Source organism: Microbacterium sp. Leaf320 (genome assembly GCF_001423485.1).
Lineage (GTDB): Bacteria > Actinomycetota > Actinomycetes > Actinomycetales > Microbacteriaceae > Microbacterium.
In genome coordinates this window covers 432,782-449,425 of sequence record NZ_LMOD01000002.1, presented here as the reverse complement: position 1 = coordinate 449,425, position 16,644 = coordinate 432,782, and the positions used below count along the sequence as shown (strand labels likewise).

Genomic DNA, 16,644 nt, shown 5'->3' with positions numbered 1-16,644 from the left:
AATGGTAGAGCCGACAGACCTCACTGGAATCCTGGGTAGTCCTTCAACTTCTCCTCGAACTCCGCCTGGTCGCCCTCGCTCAGCACGGCGCTCGCGAGCACGACCATCTGCAGGCCTTCGAGCGGTTCGCCGGTGCGGGCGTTCTGCGCCTCGCGGGTCTTGAGGAAGTCGCCCGTCGGGTCGTTCGAGAGGTCGTAGATGTTGGCGTACAGCCGCATCGGGTCGGGGTAGTTGTCGGTGTAGTACTCCCAGGTGTGCTGCTCGCGGGGGTCTTCGCTGCCGTAGAGCTTCGCGATCATCGACGGGTCGATGCCCGAGAACTCGCCGTTGAACGAGTACAGCGGGGGCAGCCCGTGCTCGGCCACGACCGAGTCGATCGTCGCCATCACGTCGAGCTTCGTGCTGTAGTCCTGGATCGGCTCGGTGGTCGCCCATCCGATCGACGTGTACTCGACGAGCATCGACTCCCCGCCATAGCCGTTGCGCTCCGGACGCAGGTCTTCGTCGCCGACCTGCACCCACTCGTACCCGTACTCCGCGGTGATGCGCTCGCGGATCTCGGCGAACAGGCCGTCGGCCTCCGCTCTCACCTCTTCGAGCGACTGCTGCTGCAGAGCATCCTGCGGATCGGTGCCCTTGATGCCGGGGTAGGCCTCTTCGCGCTTCTGCTCCTCGCTCTTCATGCCGTCGTAGCTGCCTGACGCGGAAGTCTGCAGCGCGCCGATTCCGCCGACCGTGGCGACGTTGAAGACGAGCGTGATCCCGAGGGCGACCGCGGCGAGAATGCGCCCGCGCGCGGTGAACAGAGTGCCGATGATCACGGCGACGACCACGAGCTGCAGAGCGAGCATGGTGACGCCGTACAGGGTGTCGGTCGCGCCGACGGCCAACGTGATGAGCAGGATCACCGCGAACAGGATGCCGACGACCAGGGCGATCCACCCGAGGGCGTTCGCCGGCTTCTTGGTCTCGGATGCAGATGCCGTCGCGGTCGCCGTGGCCGAGGGCGCCGGCGCACCGTACTGCGGCTGCGAGACGGGTCCGGACTGGCGACGTGCATTGCGGTAGCCGCCGGGCGGCGGGACGGGAGGCGCCCCCTCGGTGCCGGCGACGTAGCGCGCCCGCTGCTTCTCGTGATCCATCACCATGGCTTGTCCGTCCCCGAGCCGCCGCCGTCGTCGCCCTGCTGCTGATCGCGCTCCTGAGTGCCCTGCTCGAGCTGCTCCTTGAGCTCCTCGAGCTTGTCCTCTGAGGGCTGCGGCTGCGGCTCCCCCTGCTGCTCCTCGGGAGGAGCTTCCTGCTCGCTCTGCTGCTTCTGCTTCAGGCGGTCCTCGAGGCCCTCCTTGCTCTCCTGCAGGTCGCGGTCGGGGTCGGAGGTCTGCTGCTGCGCCTCTTCGCTGTTGCACTCCTCGGGCATCTCGGTCGTGACCGTGAGAGCCTCGCCGTAGAGCGCGGCCGCGCCTGCACCGTCTCCGTCGGCACGGGCGGCATCGCCCATCCGCTCGATCACCAGGGCGAGGTTGATGCGCACGCTGCAGACCTCGAGGCCGGTCGCGAGGTCGAGCGACTCCTCGAGCTTGCCGCGCGCCTCGGGAAGCATCTCGGCCCCGGCGAGGGCTGTGCCCACGTTGAACGGCGCCTTGTACGGCTCGAACCAGTTGAGGAACTCCTGGCCGCGCGCCGAGGACTCCGAAGCCGAGAAGTCGTCGGCGACGTAGGCCGTGATCGACTGGTGCGCGAAGGCGTACATGCTCAGGATCTTGCCGACGAAGAGGAGCGCTGCGAGCGTGAGCGGCAGGGTGCCGATCGCCACCCAGCGGCGGATGCGACGGCGGCGCCGATTCGACGCGAGCAGCGCCGCCGCGGCGGCCGCCCTCAGGTCGTCCGGGTCGGCGGAGGGCGCCGCGCCCTCGCGGGTCGACAGGTCGGTCACGCGGCACCTCCGTCGGTGGGGTTCTTCTCGCGACGGCCACGGGTGCGGGTGCGGGTGCGGGTGCTCGCGGACGGCGCCCGCAGCAGCCGCAGCCGGGCGACGAGCATGCTGGCCCGCGCGAGTTCGACACCGAGCAGGGCGACGACCACGAGGGCGGCGATCCAGTAGAGCTCGGTGACGTTGCCGACCGACCCGGACTCGGCGTAGTCCGTCGTGGTCGACGGCGCTTCGGGAAGCTCCAGCTCGGTGTCCGCGGTGCGGTGCTGATATTCGATGCCGAGTTCGGCTGCGATCGCCTCGAGGTTGCCCTCGTCGATCACCGACAGGGCGTTCGACCCCTGATACTCGATGTACTCGCCCGAACCCGATCCGTCGAGGCTGCCGGTCGTCAGCTGCATCGGGCCGCCCTCAGTCGTGCCATAGCCGAGCACGGCTCCGGCATCCGTGAAGTTCTCGCTGCCGTCGAACGGCTCGGGCGCCGAGGTGACGGTCTGCTCGCCGTCACCGAAATAGAAGACCATGCGCGAGCGGTCGGGCGAGGATGCCGCCGCGTTCGCGAGGGTGTCGGCGAGCAGCTGGTTCGCGATGCCGATCGAGCTGCCGCGCGACTGGCTCGTCACCTCGGGCTGCAGCACGTCGAGCGACGACACGAGCGAGGTCGTGTCGGTGGTGAGCGGCATCCGCAGGTCGGCCGAGGCGTCGAACGTGATCAACGCGAAGCGGGCTCCGGGGTACTCGTCGACGATGGTCTGCACGTCGGCTCGCACTCCGTCGAGGCGGGGCTCGTCGCCGTTCCAGTCCTCGGCGACGATGCTCGCGGTGGTGTCGACGACGAGCACGATGTCGGTGTCCGTCGCGAGCGTCTGCGTGACCCCGCCGGGGATCCCGGGGCGCAGGAACATGAAGAAGCACGCCAGAAGCATCACGAGCCGCATGACCCACAGCGCCTTGTCGCGGCCCTTCGCCTTCGTCAGGGCGATCACGGCGAGAGCCGCAACGGGCACGCACAGCAGCACCAGGAGGAAGATGTTGAGCACGGGCTGGAAGATCACAGCTTCACCCTCCACAGCACCACGATGAAGGAAAGCATCGAGATCATCAGGATGACGATCCAGAGGTCGGGGGTGTCGGTCCAGACGACCTGCGCCTGGCCCTTCAGCTCGGTCGCCTCCTGCTCCTGCACCTGCTCGACGATGTCGCTCACCGTGGTGGTGTCGCGCAGTCCGTAGGCGGCTCCCCCCGTGGCCTCGGCGGCCTTCGTGAGCTCGGCGCTCACGTCGGCGTCCTTGCCCTGCACGGGGTTGAGCGCGAACACCCGCACGTCGATCGAATCGGCGTAGGCGGCGGCTTCGTCGAGGGTCACGATCGAGGCGCCGTTGATCTCGTTGTCGGTGGCGAAGATGATCGAGCGCGAGCGTTCGTCATCGGGGTGGTCGAACGCCATCGTGCAGGCGGCGAGGCCGTCGCCGATCAGCGATGCGCCGTTGCCGTTGAGCGTGCCGACCCAGTGCTCGGGGATCGACTCGTTGAAGTCGAAGCTCTCGCGGATGCTCTGCAGATGACCGCGGATGAACTCGTAGTCGTCTGTCAGCGGGAAGATCTGCACGGGCGAGCTGTTGAAGATCGTCAGGCCGATGCGCTCGCCCTCGAAGTCCTCGAGGAGTTCTTCGAAGACCGTGAGCACCTCGACGTCGACCTCTCTCATGGATCCCGAGACGTCGAGGCACAGCATGATGTCGCGGCTCGTGTTGACGGGCTGGATCGTCTGTGACGACATCGGTCGCGCCGACACGACGCCGGCGGAGAGGGCCGCGACCACGCCGAGCAGCAGGATGCTCGACAGTGCGAGCACTCGGCGGTTCAGCGCGGTGCGGAACGTCGGCAGCGCGCGCAGGCGCTCGGCGCGGGCGACGCGAGCCCGCTCGTGCTCCTCGGTCTTCGCGCCGCTGCGCAGCCCGACGATCACGCCGACCACGATCGCCACGATCACGACGCCCGCGGCGACGAGGATCAGCCACCAGTTCGCTAGTGCCATGTGCGCACCACCGTTCTCGCGGCCTCGGCACCGGCGACGGGGTCGATCGCCGGACCCTGGCGGAAGATGCTGGGGTAGTAGTGGCGGCCCATCGCATCGATCAGCGCGGGATGCACCCCGCGCGAGACGAGGTCGTCGAGTGCGAGCACCGGAGCCTCGAGCCCGCTGTACTCGTTGACGAAGGTGCGCACCACGCGACTGAACTCGAGGTTCGCGTTGCGTGCCGAGAGGGTGCGGGCGCGGTAGTCGTCCTCGATGCGCTGGATGCGGTCGAGGTACTCCACACGCAGCTGCGACAGCACGTCGGTGGTGAGCAGCTGCGGCCCCTGCGTCTCGCCGGTCAGGGTGAGGTCACGCCGAGGGCGCGTCAACGCGACCAGCAGCCAGGCGCCCGCGATCAGCAGGATCAGGATGCCGAAGGCGAGCAGGATCCACCCCCAGCCGTACTGGGCCGGAGGGTAGAGCTCATCAGAGCCGGGCATTCGACCTCCGATTCAGCAGCTGGAGCAGCTGCGAGACGGCGTCGTCCTGACCGGCCAGAACGCTGTGGCTGATCTCCATACGCTTGAGGACCTCGGCGAGACGGGCGGCATCGGCCTCGGTCTGGGCGGTGAGCTCGCGGATGATGTCGAGGTCGCCCTGCACGAAGTCGGGCACCTCCCACATGCTGTCGACGTCGCTGCGGATCGTGTTCGTGGTGTGGTCGAGCACCGGATCGGCGTCGCTCACGGTGAGCCACAGCACGTCGTGCTGCACGCGCAGTCGGCGCAGCATCCGTTCGGTCTCGTCTGTGACCGGGGCCTCGTCGGTGATGACGCAGACGATCATGCGCCGAGAGATCGTGCGGGTGACGTACGAGAGCAGGGCGTCGCGATCGCTCGGCGCGGTGCTCGAGTCGATCGCCTGGTCGATCGTGCGCAGCGCGTGCTCGAGTGCGCCTTCGCTGCGGCCGGGTGCGCGTCGGCGCACGCGGTCGGAATCGCCGTAGACGAGCGAGAAGTCGTCGCCGTGGCGCAGAGCCAGCACGCCGAGCACGCCCGTCGCGAGGATCGCGAGATCCTTCTTCGACTTCTCGTCGTGCGCGAGGGCGGCCATCGACCTGCCGGTGTCGACCACGAACAGGATCGTGTGCATCCGCATCGCACGGTGTCTCTTGACCAGCGGAGTGCCCAGCCGTGCCGTGGCGCGCCAGTCGATGTCACGCACCTGATCGCCGTACTCGTACTTGCGCAGGTCCTCGAAGTCGAGGCTGCGGCCGTGCAGCAGCGACGCGTAGGCGCCGTCGAGCGCGTGCAGCGACTTGCGCGACGAGTGGATGAAGAGCTTGCTCTTCACCTGGGTGATCAGGCTGGCCATGACGGGATCAGGGCGTGGGGACGGACGCGAAGATCTGGTCGATGATCTCCTCGCTGCGGATGCCCTCGGCGTCGGCCTCGAAGGTGAGCAGCACGCGGTGGCGCAGCACCAGGTGACGGAGCGACCGGATGTCCTCCGGCAGCACGTGAGCGCGACCGTTCAGCAGGGCCAGCGCGCGGGATGCCTGCAGGAAGGCGATGCTCGCACGGGGGCTCGCGCCGTACTTGATGAAGCGGGCGCGGTCCTCGCCGATGTAGGGCGCGGGGTTCCTGGTGACGTAGGCGATCGAGACGATGTAGTTGCGAATCGCGGGGTCGACGTAGATGCGGCTCGCGACGTCCTGCAGCATGTGCACGTCGTCGAGGCTGATCGCACTCGAGACGTGACGGTCGGGGTCGAGCACGCCCGAGTCGATGCGTCCGAGGATCTCGAACTCCTCGGCGGGGCTCGGGTACTCGACGATCTCCTTGAGCAGGAAGCGGTCCATCTGGGCTTCGGGCAGCTCGTACGTGCCCTCCTGCTCGATGGGGTTCTGCGTGGCGATCACGAGGAACGGCTTCGGCAGGTGGTGCACCTCGCCGCCGATCGTGGTCTGGTGCTCCTGCATCGCCTCGAGCATGGCGCTCTGGGTCTTGGCGCTCGATCGGTTGATCTCGTCGAGCAGCACGAAGTTGGCGTGCACGGGGCCGAGGACGGTGCGGAACGATCCGGTCGCCGCGTCGTAGATCTGGTTGCCGGTGATGTCGCTGGGCAGCAGGTCGGGGGTGCACTGGATGCGCTTGAACTGCGCCTTGACGGTGTCGGCCAGCGTGCTCGCGGCGGTGGTCTTCGCGAGCCCCGGGACGCTCTCGAGCAGGATGTGGCCGCCTGCGATCAGCGAGATGAGCAGGCTCATACGCAGTCGCTCCTGGCCGACCATCTTCGCGGAGTACGCGTCGGAGACCGTCTTCAGCACCTCGCTCGCGCGGCGGAGCTCGGCCTCGGTGGGCGCCTCGGACTTCTTCGACGCCGACGACGATGCCGCGGGGGCAGGGGGCGCCGGCGGGGGCGGCGGCGTCGAACCTGCGGAGGGGCCGGGCGCGTAGGGCTCGTTCATCGGTGTGTCTCCTCGTTCCCACGGGGACGCGTCGACGATCCCCCGTCGACCAGCGTAACCGCATCCGGTCTCCCCGCTCCGGCCCGGATCCTTTTGCAGGTCGAGATCGCGGATGCATGCTCAGAACGGCCCGTGCGGCATGCATCCATGATTCCGGTCTGCATCCGTAGCGGACGCGCGCGGCGACGCGCATATCGGCAGGGGCGATGAACCCGTGGTTAGCTGAGTCCTCGATCTTCGGATGATGCGAGAGCGATGAAGCAACCCAGAACGATGCCGCGCAGTGCGCTCGAGTACGCGATCGGACGACCGCTGTGGGTGGCCGTGGTGGTGCTGAACCTGATCCTCGCGGCCGTCACCACTGGGCTGTGCGTCTGGACGTATCTGCAGGACACCGCATCCATGCGTCCGATCCTGGGTGTGCTCATCGCCGTCCCCGCGCTCTGGTGGGTGATCGCGGTGACGCTGTGGCTCACGACCCTGTGTCGCCGACGCGTCAGCGCGGAGGACATCGGTCAGGCGAGCGCGAGCGTCCCCGGGGGGATCCTCCTTCCCGGATCGAAGCTCGTGCCCGCGATGACGCTGGTCGCTGCGCTCGCCGCGGCGTCGACCTTCGCGGTGGCCGCGGTGACCGTCGGCGGTGCGTGGAGTGTGGTCTGGGCGGTGCTCGCCGTTCTGCTGTTCGGTCCGATCGTCAGTCACCTGATCTCGCTGCGGCAGCCTCGGCGGCTGTTCCTGCATCCTCGCGGGCTCGGATCCGCGACTTTCCACCTCGATGCCGAAGTGCACTGGGACGACATCCAGAGCATCGAGGTGGGCGTCGGGATGAACAACTCGATCGTGCTCAAGGTCGCCGTGCGTCCCGGGGCCGTCAGCTATCGGGAGCGGTGGCGTCATCCGTTCTCACGCAGGCGCGGCGTGATCGACGTCGACCCCTCAGCGCTGGGCGTGGACGGGACGCTGCTGTGGCTCGCGCTCCGCCTCTATCGACTCGAACCCTCGACGAGGGAGGAGCTCCGCGGAGACCGGGTCCCCACACGACTTCTCGATCCGCGCGAGGCCGTGGCCACCACCCCGCAGCATGTGAGTGCTCCGGTGCTCTCGGTGTTCAGCCCTGAGGGTGCGATCCGCTAGCTGTGTCCGTCGCGCTGCCGCGCCGGCGGCCGATCCAGACCACGAAGCACGCGACGCCGATGATGGCGATCGCGATGCCGACGATGTACCCCGAGACGCCGAGGTAGCCGCCGGGCACGAGATGCGGGTTGAGGAACGGGTACGGGTACCACCAGGCCTCACCGGTGGCGGGCGCGATGATGAAGTTCGCGCGGATCATCGTGTAGACGACCCAGACGATCGGGAAGATCGCAACGATGGCGACGGCGCTCCAGCCGAGCGCCCGTCGACGCGGGGCGAGCAGCAGGTCGGCCAGGAGGAACAGCGGGATGACGACGTGCAGCACCTCGTTCGACCACGGCACGGTCACGCCCTGGGGCAGCTCGACGCCTCTCAGCAGCGTGTTGTAGACGATGCCGGTGACGATCATGTAGGTGCTCACGCAGGCCAGGACGATCGCGAACCACGTCGGCTCGGGGGAAGTGTCGTGTCGGTGGCGCAGTGCCCAGATCGCGCCGATCGTCAGCACGATCACCGCGAGCACGTTCGACAGGATCGTGAAGAAGCTGAGGAAGTTCGCGGCGACGGTCGGGATGTGCTGGCCCCACTCGGTGGTGGCGTTCAGCGCATTCTCGATGCTGCGGGCGAGCTGAGCGACGATCGCCGCGAGTCCGAGCGCTGCTGCTGCGAGTCGTGCAAAGGGCCACCAGGTCGTCATATTCGCCTCCGCGCACACTTTATCGGTCAGGAAGCGTCCGGACCCTAGACCGATATGTCGGTATGTCGATAGCGTCAGACCACAGCGGACGCGGCCGGGAGGGGGCTTGTATGAGCGAGGGCACGACGGGAACGACAGGCGCGGAGACACGAAAGCGGTCATGGCGGGGGAGGGCGGGCCTCAGCATCCAGTCGAAGCTGCTCATCATGCTGCTGGCGGTGAGTCTCGTCTCGTCCGTGATCGTGGGGACGATCGGCTTCCTCAACGGACGGCAGTCTCTGCACGACTCCGCGGTCGATCAGCTCATCACCATCCGCTCGATGCGCGCCGCCGAGATCACCGATGCCCTCGAGACGGTGAAGCGCGACGCCTCGTTGAATTCGCGCAACCTCAGTGCGCAGAACCTGTCGACCTCGATCAACGAGGGCTTCGCGGAGCTGCAGCAGGAGCAGCCCGAGCCGGGCGAGCGCGAGGAGCTCGAGGCGTACTACGCGGACGTGTTCATCCCGAAGCTCGAGGAGCGTACCGGCGACGAGTACGGTGACAGCGCTTTCATCCCCGATTCGGTGGCCGGTCAGCACCTGCAGTCCCACTTCACGACGCAGAATCAGGACTTCGACGCCGACTACGACACTCTCCTCAACGACAACGATCCGGAAGACGGAACCCTGTACGGCGAGGCTTCCGTGAGGTACGGCGACTACTTCACGCGTCTGGTCGAGGAGGCGGGGTACGAGGATGCACTGCTGATGAACCTCGACGGCGACGTCGTGTTCTCGGCCTACAAAGGGACGGAGCTCGGTACGAACCTGCTGAAGGGTCCGTATCGAGACACGGTTCTCGCCGGCGCCTATTCGGACGCGATCGCGACGAACTCGGTGAACACCGTGATCCTCACCGACTTCGAGCGATGGATCCCCTCGCTCAACATCCCGACAATGTGGGTCGTCTCCCCGGTGGGAAACAGCAGCCGCATCACCGGTGCGATCGCGTTCCAGGTGTCGATCGACACGATCAACGACCTCACCACCGGCTCCGAGGGCTGGAAGGAGCAGGGCCTCGGCGACACCGGCGAGGTCTATCTCGTCGGCCGAGACGACCTGATGCGCAGCAACTCGCGGCGGCTCATCGAGAATCCCGAGAACTACGCCGAGATCGCGATCAACGGTGGAGTTCCGCCGAGCGTCGCCGAGCGCGCCGTCGAGATCAACGGCACAGTGCTGCTGCAGCAGGTCAACACCCAGGCGGTGACGGATGCTCAGGCCGGCCGCACCGGTACGACGATCGGCCGCGACTACCTCGGCCGTGAGAGCGTGACGGCGTACGCGCCGCTCGAGGTCGAGGGGCTCGACTGGGTGATCATCGCGCGGATCGACTCGGAGGAGGCGTTCGCGCCGGTCAGCGACTTCACCCGCACGGTGCTGCTGTCGCTGCTCGGCATCCTTCTGGGCGTCTCGCTGCTGTCGCTGCTGCTCGCCCAGGTGTTCACACGCCCCGTGCACAGACTCGTCGCTGCGGTCCATCGCGTCGCCGAGGGCGACCTCGACGTGCAGGTGCCGCAGGGCGCGCGCGACGAGTTCGGCGATCTCGGCAGTGCGTTCAACGACATGGCGTCGAGCCTGCGCATCAAACAGGAGCTGATCGACGAGCAGCAGGCAGAGAACGAGAAGCTGCTGCTCACGCTGATGCCCGAGAGCGTCGCCGCGAAATACAAGCAGGGTGACGAGGCGATCTCGGAGGCGCACGAGAACGTGTCGGTCGTGTTCGCCGAGCTCGTCGGCTTCGACGACTATGCCCGCGGCCTCACCACCGAGCAGGAGATCGGTCACCTCAACACCCTGATGCGGGGCTTCGACGAGGCGGCTGAGAAGGCGGGCGTCGAGAAGGTCCGCACCCTTCGCGGCGGCTACCTCGCCTCGTCCGGGCTCATCGTCCCGCGCGTCGACAACGTGCGCCGCAGCGTCGACTTCGCGAAGAACCTGCTCGGCGTCATCGAGCGGTTCAACGCGCAGAACGGGTCGACGATCGGGCTGCGTGCGGGTGTCGACACCGGCACCGTGACGAGCGGACTCGTCGCGAGGACGACCCTCGCCTACGACCTCTGGGGCGACGCCGTGAACCTCGCCTACCGGGTGCGCTCGGTGACCGGCGAGCCCGGCGTGTACGTGAGCCAGACCGTCTACGACCGCACGCGCGAGATCTTCACCTTCACCGAGGCGGGCACCGTCGAGGCGCACGGGAAGAGCGAGACCGTCTGGAAGGTGAGCTGACATGCTCGACGACGCGTTCCGCGACGGGTGGGGCTGGTGGGTCATCGCCCTCGCGGTCGGCGTGCCGGTGCTGCTCGTCGTCCTCACCGAGCTGATCAACGGGCTCCGCCGTCACAACAACCCGCTCGCGGGACCCCTGCGTCTGCTGCGCAACGGGGTGATCCCGGTCGGCGCGCTGTTCGCGCTGCTGGCCTTCGCGATCCAGTCGCCCGCCGACCAGGTCTGGACACGCGTCGCCGCGACGATCTTCGGCTTCCTCGTCATCCTGCTGCTCCTGTCGTCGTTCAACGTCGCCCTGTTCGCGAACGCCGCCGAAGACTCGTGGCGCAAGCGGATCCCGACGATCTTCGTCGAGATCGCCCGTCTCGTGCTCGTGGCCCTCGGTCTCGCGCTGCTGTTCTCGTGGGTGTGGGATGCCGACGTGGGCGGCCTGTTCACCGCTCTCGGTGTCGGGTCGATCGTGATCGGCCTCGCGCTGCAGAACGCGGTCGGTGGCGTCGTCTCCGGCCTGCTGCTGCTGTTCGAGCAGCCGTTCAAGATCGGTGACTTCCTCGATGCGGCAGGCGTCAAGGGGCGCGTGGTCGAGGTGAACTGGCGTGCCGTGCACATCGACACGGGCTCCGGCATCCAGATCGTCCCGAACTCGAGTCTCTCGGGTGCGTCGTTCACAAACCTCTCCGAGCCCGACGGTCCGTACTCGGCATCCACCGACGTGAAGTTCGCGACCGATGACCCGCCGCACGAGGTCATGGCGCTGCTCGTCGAGGTGGCCGACGCCCTGCCGATGCTCGCCGATCGGGAGCGCGCCTCCGTCAGCTACTCCGGAGGCGGGGCGTACGGCGTTTCGATTCCGGTCGCGGGGCCCGCGGATGCCGGACGCGCCCTCTCGATGTACCTGTCGTGGGTCTGGTACGCCGCACGGCGGCGTGGATTCGCGCTCGACGGCGATGCGACCGACCCGATCGCCGAGCCCGGCCGCCTCGCCGAGGCGCTCGCCGAGATCGCCGGCACGCTGCATCTGCACGACGACGATCTCGAAGCGATGACGCAGGCTTCCCACCTCGAGCGCTACGGCGTCGGCGAGGTCGTGCTCGCGAGCGGTGTCGTTCCCGACGAGGTGCGGGTGGTCGTATCGGGCAGAGCGGTGCTCGCGATCGAGGTCGACGGCGGACGCATCGAGTTCGCGAGCGCAGAGAAGGGCGACCTGATCGGTCAGACCGCGCTCACCCGCGAGCGCACTCAGGCCGTGACGGTCGCGGGCGAGATCCTGACCGTCGTCGTGCTGCCGCTCGCGACGATCGACGAGCTGATCCGCACGCGCCCGAGGCTCGCCGCCGAGATCGGGGAGTCGCTCGAACTCAAACGCAAGCTCGCGGGTGACATGCTCGCGAGCGTCGAGGCGCAGCGCGGCTCGATCCGTCAGCGCCGGTCGGTGTCGCCGCGCTGAGGTTTGCTCAGCCCGCCTGGGTCAGCGCGCGCGGCGGCCCCACCGCATCCGGGTGACGAGCACGCCGAGCAGGCACAGCGCGCCGCCGACGAACATCAGCAGCGTCGGCACCTCCCCGAGGATCGCCCACGACATCAGGATCGCGATCGCAGGAACGACGTAGGTCGTGGCCGACGTCTGCCCGGCGGTGCTGCGCTGCAACACGTACGCCCAGGTGGTGAACGCGATCGCCGTCGGGAAGATGCCGAGGTAGATGACCCACAGCGTCGAGTCGAGAGGAGCGGTCTGCAGCGCGCCGATCAGACTGCCCGTCCACGGGAGCAGCGCGACGGTGCCCGCGACGGCACCGAGGAAGGTGAGGGTCGTGGCGTCGGACCCGGCGCTCAGCAGATGCTTCTGCAGCAGCGTGCAGCCCGCGTACATCACGGCCGCGAGCAGCGCGAGCAGCAGCCCCGTGATGTCGGGCCCTTCGCTGGTGGACGAGTTCATGCCGATCAGCACCACGCCGAGGAACGCGATCGGGGCTCCGATGATGAGCGGCTTGGGAAAGCCCTCGCGCAGGAACAGTCCGCTGAAGATCACCACCATGAGGGGTGCGAGGTTCACGACCATCGCCGCCGTGCCCGCATCGAGGGTGCGCTCGGCGGCGTTCAGCGCGAGGTTGTAGACGCAGAACCAGCCCACTCCCCACACCGCGACGAGCCACCAGTGGCGGCGCTCGGGAAGACGGATGCCGTGCCGCACCGCGATGATCGCGAGCACGGCGCTGCCCACCGCCATGCGCAGCAGTGCGAGTGCGCCGGGGTCGAAGTGCGGACCCGCACCGCGGATGCCGATGAACGCCGACGCCCACAGCACGACCGTCACGAGGGCGGCGACGAGCACGAGCGGCCCCTGCGTGCGGGGCTTAGCGGGATTCAGGCTGTCGTCGCGCTGCACGCGACCGGTCTTCGGCATCCTTCGATCCTGGCACCGGCCACCGACATCGGCGATGCGCCGGAACGACAGCATCCGACGCTTTTCTGTCAGCTGTCCGTCGTCTCCGCTCGGCAGGGTCCATCCGCAGGACGTGAGCACGGTTGCAGGAGGAGGCGCAGGCTTTCGTCCTGCAACCGTGCATCGGTCCTGCAGACGCACACCCCGTGCCCCGGGGATCGGCATCGGGTCGCAGCACCGGGCCCAGCGCCGGGCCCAGCGCCGGACCCGGCGCCCGGACCCAGCGCCCGTCGGGTGAGCATCCCCGGAGGTCGCCGCTCCACAGCCCGAAACGGCCGCGAAACAGCCCTTCGGTAGGATGGAGTCGCCCGACAAGGGCCAGCTCATCAGCCGGTGCAAACCCGGCGAAAGCAAGGGGGATACCCATGCCAGGAATCGTTATCGTCGGCGTCCAGTGGGGCGATGAGGGCAAGGGCAAGGCCACCGACCTGCTCGGCGAGCGCACCGACTGGGTCGTCAAGTTCAACGGCGGCAACAACGCGGGCCACACCGTCGTGGTCGGCAATGAGAAGTACGCACTGCACCTGCTGCCGTCCGGCATCCTGTCGCCGGGCGTCACGCCGGTGATCGGCAACGGCGTCGTGATCGACCTCGAGGTGCTCTTCAGCGAGCTCGAGGCGCTCGGCGGCCGTGGCATCGACGTCTCCCGTCTGAAGGTGAGCGCCAACGCGCACATCATCACCCAGTACCACCGCACTCTCGACAAGGTCACCGAGCGCTTCCTCGGCAAGCGCATGATCGGCACGACCGGCCGTGGCATCGGCCCCGCCTACGCCGACAAGATCAACCGCGTCGGCATCCGCGTGCAGGACCTCTTCGACGAGAACATCCTGCGCCAGAAGGTCGAAGGCGCCCTCGACCAGAAGAACCACCTGCTGGTGAAGATCTTCAACCGTCGCGCGATCACCGCCGACGAGGTCGTCGAAGACCTGCTCTCGTACGCCGAGCGCCTGCGGCCGATGGTCGCCGACACGGGATACCTGCTCGACGAGGCCCTGCGCCGCGACGAGGTGGTCGTGTTCGAGGGCGGTCAGGCCACCATGCTCGACGTCGACCACGGCACCTACCCGTTCGTCACGTCGTCGTCGGCCACGGCGGGCGGCGCGTCCACCGGATCGGGCGTCGGCCCCGGAGCGCTCGACCGCATCGTCGGCATCGTGAAGGCCTACACGACCCGTGTCGGCTCCGGTCCGTTCCCCACCGAGCTGTTCGACGAGCAGGGCGAGTGGCTGCGGTCGCGCGGCTTCGAGTTCGGCACCACCACGGGCCGTCCGCGCCGGGTCGGCTGGTACGACGCCCCGATCACCCGCTACGCGACGCGTGTGAACGGCATCACCGATCTCGTCCTCACCAAGCTCGACATCCTCACCGGACTCGAGCAGATCCCCGTCTGCGTCGCATACGACGTCGACGGTCGGCGCTTCGACGAGGTGCCGGTCAACCAGACCGACTTCCACCACGCGACGCCGATCCTCGAGTACTTCCCGGGGTGGAGCGAGGACATCTCGACCGCACGCACGTTCGACGACCTGCCGAAGAACGCGCAGGACTACGTCATCGCGCTCGAGGGCATGAGCAATACGCGCATCTCCGTCATCGGCGTCGGCCCCGAGCGCGACCAGGTCATCGTGCGTCACGACCTGCTCGACTGAGGCTGACATGACCCGGTTCTGGCTCGGCGGATACGGCTCCGCGATGGAGGGCTCTGCCGACGGCATCGGCCTGCTGGCGGGCGACGCCGACAGGCAGACCGCCCTCGAGTACCGAGGCGCGGTCACGAAGACCCCGTCGCCCTCGTGGCTGGCGCAGCATCCGTCCCTCGACGTCGTCTACGCGGCGCTCGAGGGGGATGCCGCGGTGCAGGCGTTCTCGCGGAGCGGTGAATCGACGCTGCGGCCGCTGGGGGAACCCGTCGAGGCGGGCGACTCCGTCTGCCATGTGGCGGTCTCCCCCAGCGGATCGTGGCTGATCGCGAGCTGCTACGGCGACGGACGGGTCGTCCGCATCGGCATCGACGCCCAGGGGCACCTCATCCCGGATGCCGTGAACAAGGCCGCCGAGCTGCGCGCGGCGCTCCTCGGCGAGCCGATCGAGACGGCGCCGCCCGCGGGGGTCGCAGCCGCGGCATCCGACCCCTACTCCGGCGAGCTCACGGCAGACGGCGAGGCGCGCGTCTCGCATGCGCACGCCTCGGCGTTCCTGCCCGACGGGCGCATCGCCACGACCGACCTGGGCTTCGACCTCGTGCGGATCTGGCGCCAGACCGCGGGCGGCCTCGCTCTCGATCACGAGGTCGTGCTGCCGCTCGGCACCGGCCCCCGCCACATGGTCGTGCACCCCAGCGGTCACCTGCACGTCGTCACCGAGTACTCGTGCGAGGTGTTCACGCTCGCCGCGAGCCGAGACGGCACGTGGGGGGTGGCGTCGTCGGTGCTGGCGAGCCCGATCGCGGAGATCGGCGTGGACTTCCCCGCCGAGCTCGCCCGCACGCGCGATGCGCAGTTCCTCTACACGGCACTCCGCGGCAGCAACACGATCGCGGCCCTGCGCGTGCGGGGCGGAGGAGAGAGCCTCGAGCCGATCGCGCTCGCCGACTCCGGCGTCGACTGGCCGCGGCATCACCTCGTGCACCAGGGAAAGCTCTTGGTCGCCGGACAGCGCTCCGACACCGTCGCACTGCTCGACCTCGATGAGCGCACGGGGGCGCCGCTCGGCATCCGTCATACCGCCCAGGCGCCGACGCCGACGCACTTCCTTCCGGTCCGCTGACGCGCACTCGCTGACACCGATGCGCCGACCCGGCGTCTGCAAACGCGGGGTCGTGAGATCGGCAGTCGGGGGGGCGATCGCGCGCGTCTGGCATCCTGGTATGGCGTGGATCGACGAGGGGGACTCATGAGCATGCCGGCCGGATGGTACGACGACGGGTCAGGACGCCAGCGGTGGTGGGATGGCGCGCGTTGGACAGAGCACCTCGCCCCTGGTGACGCGACCGTCGCCCCCACGGGGCAGGTGACACCGCACCATATGACCGGCTACGAAAGCGCTGAGATCGGTCGTCCCGAGTCGGCCACGCGCGTCGCACCGGTGCTCGGCTTCGTCGGACTCGGGCTCGCCGTCGTGGGTACGGTCCTCGCCTGCATCCCGTTGACCTTCGTCATCGGCCTGATCGCTCTGGTCGCTGGTTTCGTGGTCTCGCTGATCGGGGTGTTCGCGCGCAACGCCGCGAAGTGGCCGTCGATCGTCGGGATGATCCTCTCGATCGTGGGCGGGGTGGTCGGCACCGTGGTAACCCTCGTCATCGTCGCTGCGACCCTCGCGGGCCCCGGCGGCTCGGCGGGCCCTGCCGACCCCGCGCCGTCGGCCCCCACGACGCAGCCCGCGCCGTCATCGCCCTCGGCCGGTGCGGGCGGCGACCGGCCCGCGCCGGAGGAGATCGCGCTGCAGGTCGAGCAGACCTTTCAGTCGGAAGGCATCACCAACTACGACGACATGCCGGACTTCTACCCCTGCATCGGTGAAGAGCTCTACGCGTCGGACATATCCGACGAGACGCTGCAGCTGGTGATCACGGGCGAGGATCCGCCGGAAGACGAGCGTGATGCCGCGGCGCAGGCGATCGAGGACGCGATCTTCGCCTGCGATCCTGAAGGCGAAGGCGCGTGGGGCTGACGCCCGCG

Annotated in this window: 15 protein-coding genes; 6 read left to right on the top strand and 9 right to left on the bottom strand. The window is 68.4% G+C overall.

All coding sequences use genetic code 11. From position 1 onward, the window contains the following. Positions 1–20: 20 nt before the first annotated feature. The 7 genes from ASF63_RS06970 to ASF63_RS06940 are packed head-to-tail and all read right to left on the bottom strand — an operon-like array spanning position 21 to position 6,420. Entirely contained in the window at positions 21–1,148 is a 1,128-nt protein-coding gene (locus ASF63_RS06970) for a hypothetical protein (protein ID WP_056511264.1), read from the bottom strand. Further along, positions 1,142–1,933 (bottom strand): hypothetical protein, encoded by a 792-nt coding sequence (locus tag ASF63_RS06965; protein WP_056511261.1) that lies wholly within the window; start codon positions 1,931–1,933, stop codon positions 1,142–1,144. Before ASF63_RS06965 ends, ASF63_RS06970 begins: the two co-directional genes overlap by 7 nt. Next, on the bottom strand, positions 1,930–3,000 hold the full coding sequence (locus ASF63_RS06960) for a vWA domain-containing protein (protein ID WP_235560724.1): 1,071 nt from the start codon (positions 2,998–3,000) through the stop codon (positions 1,930–1,932). The genes ASF63_RS06965 and ASF63_RS06960 overlap by 4 nt, the downstream gene beginning before the upstream one ends. After that, positions 2,982–3,968, bottom strand: coding sequence for a vWA domain-containing protein (locus ASF63_RS06955; RefSeq protein WP_235560723.1), 987 nt, complete (start codon positions 3,966–3,968; stop codon positions 2,982–2,984). The genes ASF63_RS06960 and ASF63_RS06955 overlap by 19 nt, the downstream gene beginning before the upstream one ends. Then, positions 3,959–4,450 carry a hypothetical protein gene (locus tag ASF63_RS06950; protein WP_056511254.1) on the bottom strand — a complete coding sequence of 164 codons (492 nt, stop codon included), beginning with the start codon at positions 4,448–4,450 and terminating at the stop codon, positions 3,959–3,961. Before ASF63_RS06950 ends, ASF63_RS06955 begins: the two co-directional genes overlap by 10 nt. Beyond that, positions 4,437–5,324, bottom strand: coding sequence for a DUF58 domain-containing protein (locus tag ASF63_RS06945; RefSeq protein WP_056511251.1), 888 nt, complete (start codon positions 5,322–5,324; stop codon positions 4,437–4,439). The genes ASF63_RS06950 and ASF63_RS06945 overlap by 14 nt, the downstream gene beginning before the upstream one ends. Positions 5,325–5,331: 7 nt before the next feature. Continuing rightward, positions 5,332–6,420 (bottom strand): AAA family ATPase, encoded by a 1,089-nt coding sequence (locus ASF63_RS06940; RefSeq protein WP_200933982.1) that lies wholly within the window; start codon positions 6,418–6,420, stop codon positions 5,332–5,334. A 255-nt stretch (positions 6,421–6,675) separates the two neighbouring features. Between ASF63_RS06940 and ASF63_RS06935 the strand changes: the two genes are divergently transcribed. Continuing rightward, on the top strand, positions 6,676–7,554 hold the full coding sequence (locus ASF63_RS06935; RefSeq protein ID WP_157534263.1) for a hypothetical protein: 879 nt from the start codon (positions 6,676–6,678) through the stop codon (positions 7,552–7,554). Here the strand turns inward: ASF63_RS06935 and ASF63_RS06930 are convergent. Next, on the bottom strand, positions 7,529–8,251 hold the full coding sequence (locus tag ASF63_RS06930; RefSeq protein WP_056511245.1) for a Pr6Pr family membrane protein: 723 nt from the start codon (positions 8,249–8,251) through the stop codon (positions 7,529–7,531). The two genes, ASF63_RS06935 and ASF63_RS06930, sit on opposite strands and share 26 nt — an antisense overlap. Before the next feature lie 110 nt (positions 8,252–8,361). Between ASF63_RS06930 and ASF63_RS06925 the strand changes: the two genes are divergently transcribed. Further along, positions 8,362–10,521, top strand: a complete 2,160-nt coding sequence (locus ASF63_RS06925; protein WP_162238878.1) for an adenylate/guanylate cyclase domain-containing protein — start codon at positions 8,362–8,364, stop codon at positions 10,519–10,521. A 1-nt stretch (position 10,522) separates the two neighbouring features. Further along, on the top strand, positions 10,523–11,968 hold the full coding sequence (locus ASF63_RS06920; RefSeq protein ID WP_056511241.1) for a mechanosensitive ion channel family protein: 1,446 nt from the start codon (positions 10,523–10,525) through the stop codon (positions 11,966–11,968). A 21-nt stretch (positions 11,969–11,989) separates the two neighbouring features. Here ASF63_RS06920 and ASF63_RS06915 read toward each other — a convergent pair whose 3' ends face one another. Next, positions 11,990–12,925: a DMT family transporter gene (locus ASF63_RS06915; RefSeq protein ID WP_056512812.1), complete on the bottom strand. Its 936-nt coding sequence runs from the start codon at positions 12,923–12,925 to the stop codon at positions 11,990–11,992. A 404-nt stretch (positions 12,926–13,329) separates the two neighbouring features. On the opposite strand from ASF63_RS06915, the gene ASF63_RS06910 reads away from it, so the two are divergent. From ASF63_RS06910 to ASF63_RS19305, 3 genes are all read left to right on the top strand, one after another. Beyond that, positions 13,330–14,616, top strand: coding sequence for an adenylosuccinate synthase (locus ASF63_RS06910; RefSeq protein WP_056275880.1), 1,287 nt, complete (start codon positions 13,330–13,332; stop codon positions 14,614–14,616). 7 nt (positions 14,617–14,623) lie between these two features. Then, positions 14,624–15,733, top strand: coding sequence for a lactonase family protein (locus ASF63_RS06905; protein ID WP_056511238.1), 1,110 nt, complete (start codon positions 14,624–14,626; stop codon positions 15,731–15,733). 126 nt (positions 15,734–15,859) lie between these two features. Further along, the gene (locus ASF63_RS19305; protein WP_200933981.1) at positions 15,860–16,636 is read left to right on the top strand and encodes a DUF2510 domain-containing protein; all 777 of its coding nucleotides are present in this window, start codon (positions 15,860–15,862) and stop codon (positions 16,634–16,636) included. Positions 16,637–16,644 lie beyond the last annotated feature (8 nt).